The following is a 17,907-nucleotide window of genomic DNA, read 5'->3' as shown; positions in this document are numbered from 1 at the left end:
AAAACTTAGCTTATGTGGGAAATAATCAAGACATCATTACCGCAACTATTAGCAGCAGGATTTAAGTATACGATTCCGCTGGCGATAATTTCGTTCTTCTTTGGCCTTGTAATTGCCTTAGTGACTGCTTTAATACGGTTATCTCGGCAGCAAGGGGCATTTATGATTCTCAAGTGGATAGCTGGTTTCTATGTTTGGCTCTTTCGCTCGACACCATTACTAGTCCAATTATTTATCGTTTTCTTTGGCTTGCCGTATTTACGGATTAAGGGTATTTTACCGCACGGGATAAAATTAGAACCGTTTACGGCCGGCATTATTACTTTTTCCTTAAATACCGGTGCCTATGCTTCAGAAACGATTCGAGCGGCGATTAGTGCGGTGCCGGTTGGACAATGGGAAGCAGGAGCGGCGATTGGCATGACGCGCTGGCAAATTCTGCGCCGAGTAATTTTGCCGCAAGCATTACGTGTTGCGTTACCGCCATTATCAAATAGTTTTATTAGTTTAGTGAAAGATACATCGCTAGCTGCTTCAATTACGATCATGGAAATGTTTGCGGTAAGCCAGCAAATTGCGGCTGAAAATTACCAGCCATTACTAATGTATAGTTTAGTAGCAATGGTTTATGCAGCTTTTACAACCGTCCTATCTTATCTTCAAACCTATTTGGAAAGAGTAGTTAATCAGCATGTAAGTGTAAAACGGTAGGTGAAAAAATGAAATTAACAAATATTAATAAGTATTTTGGTAATAAACATGTCTTGAAAAATACCACATTGGATTTTCCTGCGGGGCAAACGACAGTAATGGTTGGCCCATCTGGATCAGGAAAATCAACAATCCTCCGATCGCTTAATTTATTGGTAATACCAGAAAGCGGGCAATACGACTTTGGGAAACATCATCTGGATTTTAGTCACAAGGTAAGTAATAAAACCAAATTGGCAATTCGGCGCGAAACGGGAATGGTATTTCAAGATTATAACCTTTTTCCAAACAAAACTGTTTTGCAAAATATCACTGAGGGACCAATCCAGGTGCTAAAACAACCTAAACAAGCAGCAATTAGGAATGCACAAAAATTACTTGTAAAAGTAGGATTAGCAAATTATGGCGATGCATATCCTCATGAGTTATCTGGTGGTCAGGCACAGCGGGTAGCGATTGCACGTGCATTAGCGATGAACCCAAAGTATATTTTACTTGATGAACCAACCTCGGCACTTGATCCAGAATTAGAGCTAAGTGTGTTAAAAGTCCTTTCGCAGCTGGCCGCTGAACGACAATCAATGGTGATTGTTACCCATAATATGATATTTGCCAAACGAGTTGCTGACCGAATAATTTTCGTGGAAAATGGTGAAATTTTATATGATGGCACACCAGAAGAATTTTTTGCGGTAAATAACCCCAATCAGCGAATTAAGAATTTTATTTCATCAATGACAATGGAAGATTTATAAAATAAGGAGAGATTAAAATGAAGTTTTGGAAGAAAGCATTATTGACCATAGCAGCGTTAACAGTTGGTACATCGGCAGGAATTAGCAGTATTCATGCGGCCTCAGTGAACTCTGAACTAAAGAATAAGGGTGAATTAACAATTGGGCTTGAAGGAACATACTCACCATACTCATATCGCCAAAATAATAAATTAACTGGTTTTGAAGTTGAACTTGGGAAGGCCGTCGCTAAGAAGATGGGCTTAAAAGCTAAGTTTGTTCCAACTAAATGGGATTCTTTAATTGCTGGTCTTGGTTCTGGCAAGTATGATGTAGTCATGAATAATATTACACAAACCCCAGAACGAGCTAAGCAGTATAATTTTTCCACACCATATATTAAATCGCGCTTCGCATTAATCGTTCCTGCTAATAGTAAAATTAAGAACTTAAATGATATTAAGGGTAAAAAAGTCGTTGCGGGAACAGGAACTAACAATGCGGATATTGCTAAAAAATATGGCGCAAAACTTGTTCCTAATGGTGATTTTGCCAGTGCTGTGGGCATGATTAAGCAAGGACGTGCTGAGGCAGAAATTAATTCTCGCGAAGCATGGTATTCATACCGTAAAAAGAATAATACTAAGGGACTAAAAATGATTGATGTTTCTAGTGAACAGAAGCCAGCGAAGATTTCAGCCCTTTTCAATAAAAAAGATCCGGCAATTCAATCTAGCTATAATAAGGCAATAAAGGAATTACAAAAAGACGGTACTATTAAGAAATTGTCTGAAAAATACTTTGGTGCTGACATTACAGAATAAGGGTAAGTTAACAATATTAAGCGCTGAATAAAAAGAATGAGGTTATATTTACACTAATTGTGTTGTTGAAACCTCATTCTTTATTTTAAATTATGCGATTGTTTTAACCATGGCTAGGTTATTTATGTAATTACTAAGCACGGTTAGTCTTAATGACGTTTGCGAATAGCCTGCCGGATGGGACGATAATGAATTATCAAGTACATGTCGTAGGTAAGGCTGGTAGCAACATTTAATACCCAAACGAACCACTCGTTTTTGATATTGAAAAAGGCTACTATCGAGATGTCCTTTAATATTTCATTAAGTAATTCATGAATAATGCCGTCAGTCTTGAGCGTTGGTTCGTAGTGTAAGTCAATAATAATTATAATGATAAAGACTAATAACCAACCGATAAGGTATGACCACCCGCGTTTAACTTTAACGATCGGTCGGTGATATTTGTCGATTTGTCCGGTTGTTTGTATTTTGATTTTACTTGCTTGAAACAGACCAATACAAATACCAAGGATTAACAGAAAGACTGCGGTTAGTATTTTTGATAATGAATATTCATTATTTAAAGTGATTACCATCATTAGTGTTGAATAGGCAGGGATGAGGACCATGTCGAAACGCGTTATTTTTTCATATTCAAAAGTTCCGCGGATAAATTTATAGACAAGAAGGAAAAGTAGCAGGCATATTCCCAAATCAATCATGTCCTTTCTAAATAAAAAAGCTGTAACGATTATCAAACTGTCACAACTTTTTATCAATAAGTGTTAAATTGTTAGGCTAATGTTCCCATTGGATCCCATGGCTTAAGAACTACTGGACTCTTAGCATAGTCACGTTTTAAGTCATTGCTGAGATATTTTCTGTTAATAACGACTTGGTAACAGTATTTATCCATCCAAGCATCGCTCATTACAAAGTAGCCTTTGTGACCAACTTTATTACCCCAAGAATTTTCAACTTTCCACTTAGTTGGCTTACCGTCTACAAGGTCAACTCCAGTAATGACCATCGCATGATCCATCATACTTTCGCCATAGTCAAGTGCTTCGGCTTTTGTCATTTCGAGGTCGATGTCAAAAAGTTTATCATAGTCGTAAGTATTTAGGGCCATGATGCCAAGCTTTGTTTCAGAATACTTGATAACGTCAGAGCCAAACCAAACGCTTTCGCCGTTTTTAAGTTGTTCAATGGCTAATTGCTTGAATTCATCCATTGGGAGATTCAAGTGTTTAATTGCCCGACCGCCGACAACATTTCCGAGCATATCGATTGTATATGTTTGGTGGTATTTCTTGTCAGCAGTTGGGGCTTGGATAATTGAAATGTAGTCATCGAGATTCCAGCCGACATACTTTTCAAAGAATTTTTGGGGTGTGAGGTTTGCGTCACGATGAAATTCATTATCCTTTTTTGTCTGGTATTCAAAGTCAAAATGACTAACTGGTTCACCGAATGTATATGCTAAAATGCGGTAATTTTCATTTAACATTTTTCGGCGCTGATCATTAATTGCTTCTTCATTAGCATGGTCTTCTTTAATCATCTTTCGTAGGATAACCGCGTCATGACGAAGCTTGTTGTTTAGAACTTCGTCGATTCCCCTAGAGTTTGATGAATTAAATGATTCTGGCATGGCAGACTTTGGCATTACCCCGTATTTACTGATAAGAGCACAGAGCATATCCCATTGTCCGCCATCATTTTGCGGTTCATTCATCAACCACGAAACCTTTCGACTATCAGTTGCCTTTTTAGCAGTTTTAATAACGTTTTGATAGAAGTAGTTAGACTTTTCAAATTTATCCCAGAAAAATTGATAAGCTTGGGAAAGCTCAAAGTTGTCAGGAAGGTTGAACTTTTTTTGCATATCATGACGCATGGTGTTAAGGGCCGCGAACATCCAGCAGCGGCCTGATTGCTTTTGATCGGAAACGTCGCCAGTCTTTAGATCAATTGAAAAGTGGGGAGTATTGTCAGCAATTGAATGCCAATTAAAACTAGCATTGCGTACACCATTTTTAGTGACAGTATTTTCTAAAACCTTGCTATTAGGGTGATTGCGATAGTCTTTATGGAAATTAGCAATATCTTCTTGATTAATTGAAAAGCTCATTTAAAAAATCTCCTTTTTATATTTAACTGGTGAGTTAATTAGAAATTAACGAGCGTGTAGTACCTTAGGGCCGTTTTGTGTACCGACAATTACATCATTAACTCGATTTAGGAATAAACCAGTTTCAACAATTCCTACCATGTGAATCAACTCGTCTGCCAATGCTTTTGGATCATCGATTTCCCCAAGGTGGAGATCAATAATGTAATTATTTTCATCAGTCCGGTACTTTTGATCGCCATCCATTCGCCATGTTGGCTTATAACCCTTCTTTTCCAGACGGTTAAAGACGTGTTGTGCACCAAAAGGAATCACTTCCACTGGCAATGGGAAAGCACCAAGCTTATGAACTAGCTTGCTTTCATCAACGATCCACATTACCTTGTTAGAAGCATTAGCAACAATCTTTTCCCATAAAAGGGCGCCACCGCCACCTTTAATGCCTTGGAAGTCGTCACTAATTTCGTCAGCCCCATCAATTGTTAAATCAATATGGTCAACGTCATCAATATCTTTGATCGTGATTCCCAGGTCAGTAGCTTGCTTAGCGGTACGGCTAGAAGTAGTAACCCCGATAATATCTTTGATCTTACCTTCTTGAACTTGTTTGCCGAGTTCATCGACCATGTATTTAACGGTTGAACCAGTACCAAGGCCGACAATCATTCCAGATTTAATATACTTTACTGATTCTTTTCCAGTCTGTTCTTTTAGTGCATTTTGATCCATATTGTATTCCTCCTAATTAAAACGATCAGTGGCTAGCAGCAATTGTTGGTATTCTGGATGTAGTTTAAACTGGGCAACTGCATAAGGACACATCAATTTTACTGTATAGTGCTTTTCAGTCGCATACGTTACAAAGCGCCGTACTAATTCAGCGGCAATTCCTTGTCCGCGATAGGCTGGCTGGACAAAGACCCGTTCAATAACTACCCGGTCATCCATGTCAGGGACTTTGGGAAAACTAATCTCACCAACAAAAGGCTCCTGGTCATCAAACGCAACGATGCGTTGACCATCAACACGATATTGCATGTAAACACATCCATTCATAATAATTTTCGGTAAACTGCTTTTAAAAGTCAAGTAGTTAAAGCAATACCAATAACTTATTAACTAGCATATAATAGTATACTGAAATTATTAAGAATAAAATACTATGAGGTGAACCTGATGAAGCGCGGATTTAAAATTGTTTCAAGTAAAGTAGGTCAAGATATACATTTACCCCAACGGCAAACGACAAGTGCGGCTGGCTATGATTTTGAAGCATCAGAAGATTTTGTTCTTCCCTCAATTTGGAAGGGGAATTTTTTGAAGGTGTTATGGCGGCTTCATCATCACGAAAAATTGACAGATGAAGAGTTTAAGACTGCTGATAAATGCTTAAAGCCTTATCTAGTTCCAACGGGAATTAAGGCTTACATGCAGGCAGATGAATTTTTACTTCTTGCTAATCGGTCGAGCGGGCCTTTTAAACGGCGCCTGATATTGCCAAATGGGATTGGAATTGTTGATGCAGACTACTATGACAACGATAGTAATGAAGGAGAGATCTTTTTTCAATTAATTAATTATGGTCTTCGTGACTATCACATAAAGAAGGGTGAGCGAATCGGTCAAGGAATATTCATGCCGTACTTAATTGCTGATGGCGAACAGCAACCAACGGCTAAGCGTACCGGGGGCTTTGGCTCGACAAAAGAATAAAACACATAGAAGGGAATTGAACAATGGCAAAAATACGGACACAATATGTTTGTCAAAACTGTGGATATAATTCACCACGGTACTTAGGGCGGTGTCCAAACTGTGGTGAATGGAATACACTAGTAGAAGAACAGGTAGAGGCAGGCAATAATGCGACAAAAAAAGCAACGACAACCTTGACGGGATTAGTTGCTAAACCGCAGAAGATAAATGAGATTGATAGTAAGCAAACACCACGGGTAAAGACTAAATTAAATGAATTAAACCGGGTGCTTGGTGGAGGGATTGTTCCCGGATCGCTTATTTTAATTGGTGGTGATCCAGGAATTGGTAAATCCACTCTCCTACTGCAAGTTTCGGGTCAGTTGAGTGATGAACACCACCGCGTTCTTTATGTTTCTGGTGAAGAAAGCGGTTCGCAGATTAAGATGCGGGCAGAACGATTAAAAGTTGCGGGGGATGATTTCTATGTTTACCCGGAAACAAACATGGATAGTATCCGGGACACAATTAGGGAATTAAAGCCGGAATATGTTGTGATTGATTCTGTCCAAACGATGCAGGCAACAGATGTTAGTTCAGCAATCGGTAGTGTTTCGCAAATTCGTGAAGTTACGGCACAGTTGATGCAGATTGCAAAGAGCAACAATATTACTATTTTTGTCGTTGGTCATGTGACTAAGGGCGGGGCATTAGCTGGTCCCAAAATCCTTGAGCATATGGTCGATACAGTGCTCTATTTTGAAGGCGACCTTCACCATACTTACCGGATTTTACGGTCAGTTAAAAATCGTTTCGGTTCGACTAATGAACTGGGAATTTTTGAAATGCATACGAACGGACTATCAGAGGTAAAGAATCCGTCAGAAATATTCTTAGAAGAACGATTAAAGGATGCAACTGGTTCCTCGGTGGTGGTATCGCTCGAAGGAACTCGGCCCATTTTAGTTGAAATTCAAGCGTTGGTAACACCAACTGTTTATGGAAACGCCCAACGTACCGCTACCGGTTTGAGCAGAAACCGAGTATCATTAATAATGGCAGTGTTAGAGAAGCGAGCAAATTTAATGCTTCAAAATCAAGATGCTTATTTAAAAGCAGCCGGTGGTGTAAAACTAGATGAGCCAGCAATCGACCTAGCAATTGCGGTTAGCATTGCATCCAGCTATCGTGATAAGGGAACCCAGCCGACAGATGCTTTTGTAGGTGAAGTAGGGTTAACTGGGGAAATTCGCCGGGTTAATCGTATTGAACAACGTGTTGCTGAAGCGGAAAAATTAGGCTTTAAGCGGATCTTTATTCCCAAAAATAATCTTAAGGGATGGACGCCATCAACAGGGATTCAAGTTGTTGGTGTTTCAACACTTAAGGAAGCGTTGTATCTAGCACTGGGTTAAAATTAAACAGAAAGGATGAAGCAAATGCGGCGTAGAATGATTATTATCATCTATATTCTGGTTGGCGCGGCAGTGGGCTTTTACTACTTACCATTATTATGGGGTGTCATAAATATCAAATTTAATCCAGCATTACTGGTTTTCTTAGATATTATTATTGGTGCAATTATATTCTGGATTTTATCTCTCCCACTGGTTGGCGTAACGGAAAAGATGATTCAACGAGTTGAAAAAGAACTAACTAAGCGAAGCCCGGTTTACCTCTTCTTCGGAACATTGCTAACGATTATCGGCTTAGTATTAGCGGTTCTGATTTCAATTCCCTTATGGCGAACTAATATTCCAGTAATTAATAACATCTTACCGGTATTATTAATGATTATTTTTAGTTACTTTGGTTTTCGAATCGGAACGACCCGGCTGGATGACTGGCGAAAAGCATTTTCTCATGTTAAAACTAGTAATAAAAATGACGGAAAGAATGTAATTAAACGGCAAGATGCTAATTATCACCATTACAAAATCTTAGATACAAACATCTTGATTGATGGCCGAATTTATGATTTGGTAAAAACCGGTTTTCTTGAAGGAACCTTACTAGTTCCCAACTTTGTACTATACGAATTGCAATATATTGCAGATTCGGGCGAAAGTATTAAGCGGGTTCGGGGACGCCGAGGATTAGATATTCTAAATAAACTCCGAAATGAAAATATTGTTCCGATTGAGATGTATGATGGTGATTTTGAAGATATTCCGGAGGTCGATAGTAAGCTAATTGCGCTTGCTAAGAAGGTTGACGGTGTTATTGTGACGAATGACTATAACTTAAATAAGGTCATTCAGTTTCAAAATGTTCAAGTATTAAATATAAACAACCTAGCTAAATCGCTTCGTCCACGGGTAATTCCAGGTGAAACAATGACCGTAGTAGTTGTGAAAAAGGGGACCGAGCGTCAGCAAGGGGTTGCCTATCTTGATGATGGAACGATGGTTGTTGTTGAAGATGGGCGTTACTTTATGGATAAACAGGTTGAAGTTGAAGTAACAAGTGCGTTACAAACGGATGCTGGTCGGATGATTTTTGCCCGCCCACTTCATTCCCAAAGAGGGATTGATGAACATACGGCACATAAGGATAAAACCAAAGATAACAAAAAATAATATATGAAATAACAATAAAGAAAAAAGAGTGACCAATTTTGACGAAATTTTGGTCGCTCCTTTCTTTTTAGTATAGTTAACAATCTAATGAACAAGACTGATTTTAATGTCTTTTTATTTATAAAATTTCGTATTTCGCTAATCAAACGGTACTTATTTTTGATGGATTATTTATGATATATGATAAAACTATCATTTATAAAAAATGAATTTGATGCTAGGAATCGTTGGTACTAAAGGGAAACTAAAATATTGACATGTTTATAAATTGAAAAGCGAAAATAAAGATTGTATTATTTGAAGTGTTGGAAGAACTTATTTAAGAACTTTATAAGACTGATTTTTAAATTAATTTAGGAGGAGTAAAAATTGGGATCTTCAAATAATCAAAGCAGTCAAATTACTGCTGCCACCGCAAATGATCAACGTCAAACAGTAAAGAAGCTTACTGTTGGAGTTTCATCTATTTTATTAGGCTTTGCCTTTGCTGGTGCAACAACCGTTCATGCTGATACAGCTACCCAACCTACAGGGGATGCTGAACATATTTCTGCAACAACTACTAATCAATCGATAACTAATAGTAGTGAGCAAGTTTTAAAGACCACTCCAGCTACTGAAACGTCAGCAGCAAGTTCAGCTGCTAGTGCAAGTGCTGTAAAAGATACAACTACGACTGCCAATTCAGTAGCAACAGTTAATGCTGACTCAGCAGTAAACAGTGCTAGTGCTGCTGTAAGTGAAGTAAGCAATCAAAATGATTTGACGAGTGCTAAAAGTGAAAAGCAGCAGGCAGCTACCGTGGCTGACAATTATGAAGCAGCAGTTAATGCTTCATTAAAGCAGGTAACGCCAACATCAACATCAGCTGCCGCTAGTGAAAGTAGTGCGGTCAACAGTGCTTCAACTGCTCAAACTGCTAATTCAGCAGCAAGCCAAAGTAGCCAAGCCCAAGCTTCAAGTGCTGCCGAAGAAGTAGTAGTTGCAGCAGTGCCAATGACTAATTATGACGTTCAACCATATTCACAAGCCCAACGAGAGGCAAATGCTCAGGCTGGTCTTAAGTTAGCAACCGATTTTGTTAACATTTTAACGGCACCAACAATAACTGCTAAGATTGGTCAAGGGATTACCTTTATCAAGGATACGATTAACTTAATTACTCGTCATCCATTGGCTTACCAACGTTATCAAAACATGACTGCTCGCCAAATGCGGTTGGCAAATCGGCAACAAGCGTTAGCATTAAAGCAAAAGCAAATGGAATTACAACATAAGCCACAATGGCAAATTAACTTTGTCATTTCACAACAACGGTTCTTAGCAAACCGCCAAGAACGTCTTGCCATTCAACGTCAGACAATGGTTAGCTACTTACGTGCAGATGCAAATAGGATGACTAATACTGTTTTTGCTTAAAGATTAAAAGAATATGACGGGAACTGCGGATAATGTAGTTTCTTTAAAAAGATAAAGAGGTTGAGAAAAAGCATGTGTTTTTTCTCAACCTCTTACTTATTACCAGTAATTTCTGTAGTGGGAATTAACCGAGAAACTCAAGGCTAATGCCGCAACGCAAGTCGATTTATTTATATATTAAAAAAGAAGCAACTTGGGAAAAGCTGCTTCTCAGGGAGTATTACGATAATCTTGGGGGAGATTTCGTAAAAGAAAATATTTTTTTCGGTTACTATTGGGAGGAGTAATTGAAAAATAATAGGTTTCATTGATGTAGTAAAGTTCTTCTTTACTACACTACTTATATTAGCAATAGAATGTGAAGAAAGTATGACTAAAATGTAAAAGAATTCTTGAACGTAAATAAATGTTATCGTAAATGCTATTCTAATACGGAATGTGGTAAGATTAACTGTACAATTTAGTTTTAATTTTTGATTCAATTAAGTAATTTAAGGAGCGGATAGACATGCTAACAATATATAATACGTTAACAAGAAAAAAAGAAGAGTTTAAGCCATTGCACCCTGGCATTGTTAACATGTATGTCTGTGGACCAACAGTTTATAATTATATTCATATTGGTAATGCTCGAAGCGCGATTGCTTTTGATACAGTGCGGCGTTATCTTGAATTTAAAGGATACAAGGTTAATTACGTTTCAAACTTTACAGATGTTGATGATAAGATGATTAAAGCTGCTGCTGAACAAGGAATTACGGTTCCCCAGCTCGCTGAAAAGTATATCAAGGCTTTTATGGCGGATACGACAGCCATTAATATTGAGCCGGCAACCTTACATCCCCGCGCCACTGAAAATATTACTGATATCATTAAATTTGTTCAGGGATTAGTTAAAAAAGGATATGCTTATGCTGTGGATGGTGATGTCTATTACCGAGCACGCAAGTTTAAAGACTACGGTCAGCTTTCCGGTCAGTCAATTGATGATCTTGAAGTCGGTGCTAGTGAGCATGTGAGTGCTGACGAAGTAAATAAAAAAGAAGATCCAATGGACTTTGCTCTTTGGAAAGCTGCAAAGCCTGGCGAAATCAGTTGGAATTCACCATGGGGACAAGGACGTCCAGGCTGGCATATTGAATGCTCGGTGATGGCAACTAAGTATCTGGGTGAGACAATTGATATCCATGCGGGGGGACAAGACTTAGAGTTTCCGCATCATGAAAATGAAATTGCACAAAGTGAAGCAGAGACAGGTAAAAAATTTGTTCGCTACTGGATGCACAATGGCTTTGTAACAATTGGCAAAGATAATGAAAAAATGAGTAAGTCGCTACATAATTTTGTTACGGTTCATGACCTTATTAAAGAAGTTGATCCCCAAGTCCTTCGCTTCTTTATGGCTACTACGCAGTACCGGCGTCCTATTCAATATAGCCAAGCAAACTTAACTGATGCTCAAAATAACTTAGATCATATCCAGACTGCTATTGATAATTTAACTTATCGAGAACAAGATGCAGAAAATAAAGAGGACCAGGAAGTGCAAGCAAAGGTAGCCGCCTTTCATGATCAATTTATTCAAGCAATGGATGATGATATTAATGTTCAAAATGGAATTACAATTGTTTATGAGTTAGTGAAGTATGCCAACATTTACGCGCAACGCGATAAAGTTAGTTTGACCGCTTTGCAAACCCTTAAACAAGAAATAGTAAAACTTATGAGTATCTTTGGCGTAAAGCTTGTTGCAAGTAACAATCAAATTGATGACGAGCAGATTCGGCAATTAATTAATGAACGTAATGAAGCTCGTAAGAACAAAGATTTTGCTCGTAGTGATGAGATTAGGGATAATCTTAAGCAGCAGGGCATAATTTTAGAAGATACGCCGCAAGGTACGCGCTATAAGAAAGAATAGAAAGGACTTTTATGGTACAAACAGATTATCGTCAACTTAATGGAATTGCCCTTGCTTATCTAGGGGATGCTGCTTATGAAGTATATATTCGCCAGCATCTTCTATTAAAAGGGATTAGTAAGCCAACCAAACTTCAGCATATTGCAACTCACTATGTTTCAGCTAAAGCCCAGGCGGCACTTATTGACTTAATGAAAGCAGATGATCTCTTATCAGAGGAAGAATGGTCGTATTTTAAGCGCGGTCGAAATGCTAATAGCCATACGCATGCGAAAAATACATCAGTAATGACTTATCGAATTTCAACCGGCTTTGAAGCAGTGATGGGTTATCTTCAACTAGCTGGTAAACAAGATCGATTGAAAGAATTGGCACAATGGTGTATTAAACAAGTGGAAGCGGGGCGAACAGCACATGAAGAATGAAAGTACAGATTTTATTATTGGTCGGCATCCAGCCGTGATGGCATTAAAGTCAGATCAAGAGATTAATAAAGTTTTTATCCAAGCGGGGTTAAAGGCCGATGCAATCTCACAAATTATTAAATTAGCCAAGGAACGGCGGTTGGTTGTTTCAAATGTCCCTAAGAACAAACTGGATTTAATGACTGACCATCAGAATCACCAAGGTGTGGCCTTGGCAGTTGCAGCATACCATTATGCAACAATTGATGACCTGTTTGAAAATGCAGCTAATCATGATGAAGATCCATTCTTTTTGATTTTGGATGAATTAGAAGATCCGCACAACTTAGGGTCAATTATCCGAACGGCTGATGCGGCTGGCGTTCATGGGATTATTATTCCACGGCGACGAGCAGTTGGCTTAACTTCAGTGGTGGCAAAAACGTCAACTGGCGCGATTGAACACGTACCGGTTGCCCGGGTGACTAATTTAGTTCAGACTGCTAAGGAGCTTCAAGAACGTGGAGTTTGGCTGTTTGGAACTGATATGAAGGGCAAAGATTATCGAACATGGGATGCCCATGGTGCAGTTGCACTGGTGATTGGTAATGAAGGGAAAGGAATTTCAGCGTTATTAAAAAAGACTTGTGATGAGATGCTAACGATTCCGATGGTTGGCCATGTGCAAAGCCTAAATGCAAGTGTTGCAGCTAGCCTGTTGATTTACCAAGGATTCAATTCACGTCACCCATTAACAAAGTAAGACCGGTTGAACGGAGGAACTGTAGCAGTCTAAAACTGTTATTTAGTTCCTCGCTTTTAATTTAGAAAGGATTAGCAACCCATGACAAAAATTAATTTAGATTTTGTTGAGAATTTAACGCTTCAGGAAAAAGCAGATTTAGTATCAGGGAAGGACTTTTGGTTCACTGCAAAGGTTCCGGGCGTAGATGCGATGATGATGACTGATGGTCCGTCCGGTTTACGAAAACAGGAAAATACTGGGGATGCACTTGGAATCAATGATGCGGTGGACGCGGTTTGTTTTCCTTCATCAGCACTTACTGCTTGTTCCTTCGATGATCAGATGCTTTATAAGCTTGGTGAGCACCTTGGAATTGCGGCTAATGCTGAACATATTGGTGTGTTGCTGGGACCAGGAGTTAATATTAAACGAAGCCCACTTGCTGGCCGGAATTTTGAATATTTTTCTGAAGAACCGTTACTTGCGGGGCGGATGGGAACAGCATATGTAAAAGGAGTTCAGAGTAAAGGTGTTGGTGTTAGCGTTAAACATTTTGCAGCTAATAATCGGGAAAATCAACGCTTTACATCATCTTCTAATATTGATGAACGAACGTTACGTGAAGTTTATCTTGCTCAATTTGAACAAATTGTTAAAGAGGCTCACCCAGCAACAATTATGTGTTCATATAATCGGTTAAACGGAACCCTGAATTCGCAGAACCAACGTTTGTTAACTGATATTTTACGGAATGAATGGGGCTTTGAAGGGCTGGTAATGTCTGATTGGGGAGCAGTTGCTGATCATATTGCTGCTATCAAGGCAGGACTGGATCTTGAGATGCCTGGTAAAGGTGATGTTTCTACTAAGGAAATTATCAATGCCGTTCATAGTGGAATGCTTGAAGAATCAACATTAAATCGTTCAGTTCTCCGGGTATTGAAAATGGCAGAAAAATACGGTCGGCAAAATCAGCCACGGGTTAAATATGATAAGGCAGAACAACATGCATTTGCCCGTCAAATGGCTGATGATGGGATTGTCTTGCTTAAAAATGCAGAGAATTTATTACCACTAAATGGTACTCAATCAATAGCAGTTATTGGTGAATTAGCTAAAAAGCCTCGTTATGAGGGTGGTGGTAGTTCACATGTAAATGCACATAAGGTTGTCACCCCGCTTGAAGCATCGCCAACAGGCAGTGATTATGCGGCTGGTTATTCACTGGCCGGGAAGGAAGAAGATTATGAACAAGCAATCACGCTAGCGAAGAACAAAGATGTGGTCGTTTTCTTTGCTGGATTTCCGGCAGAGATGGAAACTGAAGGGTTTGATAAGCAGACAATTAACCTTCCCGCTAACCAGACGGCATTACTTAGTGAAATCCTTAAGGTTAACCCCAATGTCATTGTTGTCCTTGAGAATGGTTCGGCTGTTGCTATGCCATGGGCCGACCAAGTTCCAGCAATTGTCGAAACCTACCTTGCAGGTGAGGCGGTAGGTGAAGCTACTTGGGATATTTTGATGGGGAAGGTTAATCCGTCGGGTAAGCTGGCAGAAAGTTTTCCATTACGGCTAGAAGATAACCCAACTTATGGAACCTTTGATGCAAACCATGATAATGAAAATTACTATGAAGGTATTTTTGTTGGTTACCGTTACTATGATTTACATAACATTCCTGTTCGTTTTCCTTTTGGTCATGGACTTAGCTATACGGATTTTGAATATCATAATTTAAAGCTTAAAGAAGATTCCAATAGTGTCCATGTTACTTTTGAAATTCAAAATACTGGTGACCGAACCGGAAAGGATGTTCCACAGCTATATCTGGGCAATCGGGCTAGCCGAGTAGAGGTGCCGGTCTGGACGCTTGTTGACTTTATTAAAGTTGAATTACAGCCAGGGGAAGAAAAAGCAGTAACATTCGAACTCCCGCGGCGGGCATTTAGCTGGTATAATGCGACTGAAAAGCGATGGGAAGCTGATAATGGTAAATATCAAATTGCAGTGGGGCATTCTTCTCGAGAATTATCATTAATTGCTGATTTTGAATTGACGATTGGTATTGATCCTGTTGGTCATATTACTGGTGATACTTATGTTGGAGAGCTAATGGCAATGAAGTCGGCAAAAGTTATGGATGCACTAAAGAACGCCAAAATGCTGGATACGATTAAGCAATCATTAGCGACACCAGATGGAGCTGCAATTTTCAATAATATTCCAATTCGATCACTGACGATGACGGGGATAAAACATGAGCAAATAATTCGTTTCTTACGTGATGTTAATTACTAGGCTGAGCATTTTAATAAATTAGATGCCCCTAGTTGCTTTTAAACCTTAATTCGTGCTAACCTAGGTACTGTGTGGAGGTGACGCGTATGTCCCAGAAAAAAGTAGCATTGGAATGTACAAAGTGTGGCGCTCGTAATTATACGATCACTGCCAACCCTCAACGACAAGAACGATTAGAATTACGCAAGTTCTGCAAGCATTGTGGTGAATATACGATCCACCGCGAGAGCAGATAGTGGAGGATATTATGCACTTAATTCGATTTATTAAGAGTGTTAACCACGAAATGAAGCTAGTTGTATGGCCAACAGCCAAAGAAAATCGCCGTGATACGACTATTGTTGTAACATTGACGCTGTTTTTCGTACTATTCTTTGCTCTGTTTGATTGGTTAATTCAGTTAATGATGAAACTCTTTGTTTAACATTAGTAGTCAAATAGAAATTAGTTTGCTATACTAAATTTTAGGGAACTTCGTAGCTATACGAGGTTTTTTATTTTGCTAAAATAATCAATTTAAATTTATGATAGGAGGATTCATCGTGGAATCACATGAAAAACGTTGGTATGTGCTGCATACTTACTCTGGTTACGAAAACCGGGTAAAGAGCAACCTAGAATCACGGGCACAATCAATGGGAATGCAAGACTATATCTTCCGGGTAGTCGTTCCTGAAGAAGAAGTCCGTCAGGTTAAGGATGGGCAAGCAAAGGAAACCGTTGAAAAGACCTTCCCTGGATATGTTTTAGTTGAAATGGTAATGACTGATCAGGCCTGGTATATTGCCCGTAACACCCCTGGAGTAACTGGTTTCTTAGGATCTCACGGTGGTGGATCAAAGCCAACGCCATTGCTTCCAGAAGAAGTTGATCGGATTTTGAACCGAATGGATACGGAAACGACTGTTAGTGACATTGATGTCAAGGAAGGCGACACAGTTAAGGTTATTGCCGGATCTTTTGCTAACATGACCGCCAAAGTTACTGAAGTTGATCATGAAAAGCAAAAAATTAAAGCAACGGTTAAAATGTTTGGACGAGAGACAGCGGCTGAGCTGGGCTTTGACCAAATCGATACATTTTAATTGAATTATAAAAAATATTGAAAAAAATTGAAAAATATGGTATGTTCCTATAGTATGCTATTAACATACTGTGGGAGAGGTAAAAATTACTGCCTCATCATGACCACAACACGGACTAAGGAGGTTTTGTCTCGTGGCAAAGAAAGTAGCTAACGTTGTCAAGTTGCAAATTCCTGCCGGTGCAGCTACACCAGCTCCACCAGTAGGTCCTGCACTTGGACAAGCAGGTATTAACATTATGGGCTTCACTAAGGAATTTAACGCGCGGACAGCAGACCAAAAAGGTATGTTGATTCCAGTTGTTATTACCGTATATGAGGACCGTTCATTCGACTTCATTACTAAGACGCCACCTGCTGCTGTCTTACTAAAGAAGGCCGCTGGTGTTGAACATGGTTCCGGTGAACCTAACACAAACAAGGTTGCTTCAGTAACCAAGGATCAAGTTAAGGAAATCGCTGAAACTAAGATGCAAGATCTAAACGCAGCTGACGTAGAAGCAGCTATGCGCATGATTGAAGGTACTGCTCGTAGCATGGGCTTCACTGTTGAAGGCTAATTGCTAGCAGTCCGGATGCATCATGAAAGTGTTGCATCCCCGTGGGAGGTATTAACTCCGCTAGACCACATTTGCAAGGAGGAAAACACAAGATGGCTAAAAAACGTGGTAAGAAGTACCAAGACGCGCTCAAGAAAGTTGACAGCAAAAAAGAATACGCTGTTAAAGACGCGGTTCAATTAGTAAAAGATATTGACTTTGCTAACTTTGACTCAACTGTTGAAGTAGCATTTAACTTAAACGTTGACACTAAGCAAGCTGACCAACAATTACGTGGTGCCGTTGTTTTACCAAACGGTACTGGTAAGGATCAAACTGTTATTGTATTTGCTGAAGGTGAAAACGCCAAGGCTGCTCAAGATGCCGGTGCTGACTTTGTTGGTTCTGACGACTTAGTAGAAAAGATTCAAGACGGTTGGCTCGACTTTGATGTTGCTATTGCAACACCAAACATGATGCCTAAGGTTGGTCGTTTAGGTCGGGTTCTTGGACCTAAGGGCTTAATGCCAAACCCAAAGACTGGTACAGTTACAATGGATGTTGCTAAGGCTGTTTCTGACGCTAAGGCTGGTCAAGTAACTTACCGGACTGACCGTGATGGTAACGTTGCTGTTCCATTCGGTAAAGTTTCATTCGATACTGACAAGTTAGTTGAAAACTTAGCTACTTTAGAAGATATTGTAGCTAAGGCTCGTCCGGCTTCAGTACGTGGAACATACATCAAGCACGCTTCAATCGCATCAACATTCGGTCCAAGCGTTACACTTGATTTAACTACATTTTAATTTAAGTTAATTAAATCAAAAAAGACTTC

At 39.3% G+C, this 17,907-nt stretch carries 20 protein-coding genes; 16 read left to right on the top strand and 4 right to left on the bottom strand.

What is annotated here, in order from left to right:
- Positions 1 to 12: 12 nt before the first annotated feature.
- Genes H5S39_RS11285 through H5S39_RS11275 form a run of 3 tightly spaced genes read left to right on the top strand, consistent with a single transcriptional unit; the run spans position 13 to position 2,269 of the window.
- A complete protein-coding gene (locus tag H5S39_RS11285; RefSeq protein WP_182597162.1) occupies positions 13 to 711 on the top strand; it encodes an amino acid ABC transporter permease in 699 nt (232 codons plus the stop codon).
- An 8-nt stretch (positions 712 to 719) separates the two neighbouring features.
- A complete protein-coding gene (locus H5S39_RS11280; protein WP_182597161.1) occupies positions 720 to 1,466 on the top strand; it encodes an amino acid ABC transporter ATP-binding protein in 747 nt (248 codons plus the stop codon).
- A gap of 17 nt (positions 1,467 to 1,483) precedes the next feature.
- Positions 1,484 to 2,269, top strand: a complete 786-nt coding sequence (locus H5S39_RS11275; RefSeq protein ID WP_182597160.1) for an amino acid ABC transporter substrate-binding protein — start codon at positions 1,484 to 1,486, stop codon at positions 2,267 to 2,269.
- A gap of 149 nt (positions 2,270 to 2,418) precedes the next feature.
- Here the strand turns inward: H5S39_RS11275 and H5S39_RS11270 are convergent, their stop codons facing one another.
- The 4 genes from H5S39_RS11270 to H5S39_RS11255 all read right to left on the bottom strand — a co-directional run bounded on the left by H5S39_RS11270 (position 2,419) and on the right by H5S39_RS11255 (position 5,423).
- On the bottom strand, positions 2,419 to 2,973 hold the full coding sequence (locus tag H5S39_RS11270) for a hydrophobic protein (RefSeq protein ID WP_220477130.1): 555 nt from the start codon (positions 2,971 to 2,973) through the stop codon (positions 2,419 to 2,421).
- A 71-nt stretch (positions 2,974 to 3,044) separates the two neighbouring features.
- Positions 3,045 to 4,385, bottom strand: a complete 1,341-nt coding sequence (locus H5S39_RS11265; protein WP_182597159.1) for a C1 family peptidase — start codon at positions 4,383 to 4,385, stop codon at positions 3,045 to 3,047.
- Positions 4,386 to 4,430: 45 nt separating this feature from the next.
- Positions 4,431 to 5,114 carry a ribose-5-phosphate isomerase RpiA gene (gene rpiA, locus H5S39_RS11260; protein WP_182597158.1) on the bottom strand — a complete coding sequence of 228 codons (684 nt, stop codon included), beginning with the start codon at positions 5,112 to 5,114 and terminating at the stop codon, positions 4,431 to 4,433.
- A 12-nt stretch (positions 5,115 to 5,126) separates the two neighbouring features.
- On the bottom strand, positions 5,127 to 5,423 hold the full coding sequence (locus H5S39_RS11255) for a GNAT family N-acetyltransferase (protein WP_182597157.1): 297 nt from the start codon (positions 5,421 to 5,423) through the stop codon (positions 5,127 to 5,129).
- Between the two features lie 138 nt (positions 5,424 to 5,561).
- On the opposite strand from H5S39_RS11255, the gene H5S39_RS11250 reads away from it, so the two are divergent.
- The 13 genes from H5S39_RS11250 to rplA all read left to right on the top strand — a co-directional run bounded on the left by H5S39_RS11250 (position 5,562) and on the right by rplA (position 17,878).
- Positions 5,562 to 6,098 carry a dCTP deaminase/dUTPase family protein gene (locus H5S39_RS11250; protein ID WP_182597156.1) on the top strand — a complete coding sequence of 179 codons (537 nt, stop codon included), beginning with the start codon at positions 5,562 to 5,564 and terminating at the stop codon, positions 6,096 to 6,098.
- A 23-nt stretch (positions 6,099 to 6,121) separates the two neighbouring features.
- Positions 6,122 to 7,495, top strand: coding sequence for a DNA repair protein RadA (gene radA, locus H5S39_RS11245; RefSeq protein WP_182597155.1), 1,374 nt, complete (start codon positions 6,122 to 6,124; stop codon positions 7,493 to 7,495).
- 15 nt (positions 7,496 to 7,510) lie between these two features.
- Positions 7,511 to 8,659 (top strand): PIN/TRAM domain-containing protein, encoded by a 1,149-nt coding sequence (locus H5S39_RS11240; protein WP_182597154.1) that lies wholly within the window; start codon positions 7,511 to 7,513, stop codon positions 8,657 to 8,659.
- A 369-nt stretch (positions 8,660 to 9,028) separates the two neighbouring features.
- Positions 9,029 to 10,078 (top strand): hypothetical protein, encoded by a 1,050-nt coding sequence (locus tag H5S39_RS11235; RefSeq protein ID WP_182597153.1) that lies wholly within the window; start codon positions 9,029 to 9,031, stop codon positions 10,076 to 10,078.
- 508 nt (positions 10,079 to 10,586) lie between these two features.
- Positions 10,587 to 11,999 carry a cysteine--tRNA ligase gene (gene cysS / locus H5S39_RS11230; RefSeq protein WP_182597152.1) on the top strand — a complete coding sequence of 471 codons (1,413 nt, stop codon included), beginning with the start codon at positions 10,587 to 10,589 and terminating at the stop codon, positions 11,997 to 11,999.
- Positions 12,000 to 12,010: 11 nt separating this feature from the next.
- Entirely contained in the window at positions 12,011 to 12,424 is a 414-nt protein-coding gene (locus H5S39_RS11225; protein WP_182597151.1) for a Mini-ribonuclease 3, read from the top strand.
- Positions 12,414 to 13,166: a 23S rRNA (guanosine(2251)-2'-O)-methyltransferase RlmB gene (rlmB, locus tag H5S39_RS11220; protein WP_182597150.1), complete on the top strand. Its 753-nt coding sequence runs from the start codon at positions 12,414 to 12,416 to the stop codon at positions 13,164 to 13,166. The genes H5S39_RS11225 and rlmB overlap by 11 nt, the downstream gene beginning before the upstream one ends.
- A gap of 81 nt (positions 13,167 to 13,247) precedes the next feature.
- Positions 13,248 to 15,449, top strand: a complete 2,202-nt coding sequence (locus tag H5S39_RS11215; RefSeq protein WP_182597149.1) for a glycoside hydrolase family 3 C-terminal domain-containing protein — start codon at positions 13,248 to 13,250, stop codon at positions 15,447 to 15,449.
- Positions 15,450 to 15,535: 86 nt separating this feature from the next.
- Positions 15,536 to 15,685 carry a 50S ribosomal protein L33 gene (rpmG, locus tag H5S39_RS11210; protein WP_003666293.1) on the top strand — a complete coding sequence of 50 codons (150 nt, stop codon included), beginning with the start codon at positions 15,536 to 15,538 and terminating at the stop codon, positions 15,683 to 15,685.
- An 11-nt stretch (positions 15,686 to 15,696) separates the two neighbouring features.
- A complete protein-coding gene (secE, locus tag H5S39_RS11205) occupies positions 15,697 to 15,873 on the top strand; it encodes a preprotein translocase subunit SecE (RefSeq protein WP_182597148.1) in 177 nt (58 codons plus the stop codon).
- A 118-nt stretch (positions 15,874 to 15,991) separates the two neighbouring features.
- The gene (gene nusG / locus H5S39_RS11200) at positions 15,992 to 16,534 is read left to right on the top strand and encodes a transcription termination/antitermination protein NusG (protein WP_310735863.1); all 543 of its coding nucleotides are present in this window, start codon (positions 15,992 to 15,994) and stop codon (positions 16,532 to 16,534) included.
- 133 nt (positions 16,535 to 16,667) lie between these two features.
- Entirely contained in the window at positions 16,668 to 17,093 is a 426-nt protein-coding gene (gene rplK, locus H5S39_RS11195; protein WP_163705318.1) for a 50S ribosomal protein L11, read from the top strand.
- Positions 17,094 to 17,185: 92 nt separating this feature from the next.
- Complete coding sequence (gene rplA / locus H5S39_RS11190) at positions 17,186 to 17,878, top strand: 50S ribosomal protein L1 (protein ID WP_182597146.1); 693 nt, start codon at positions 17,186 to 17,188, stop codon at positions 17,876 to 17,878.
- The last annotated feature ends 29 nt before the right edge of the window (positions 17,879 to 17,907 follow it).

Origin of the sequence: Limosilactobacillus rudii, assembly GCF_014145455.1 — a bacterium.
Lineage (GTDB): Bacteria > Bacillota > Bacilli > Lactobacillales > Lactobacillaceae > Limosilactobacillus > Limosilactobacillus rudii.
This window is presented reverse-complemented; position numbering and strand designations above follow the sequence as displayed.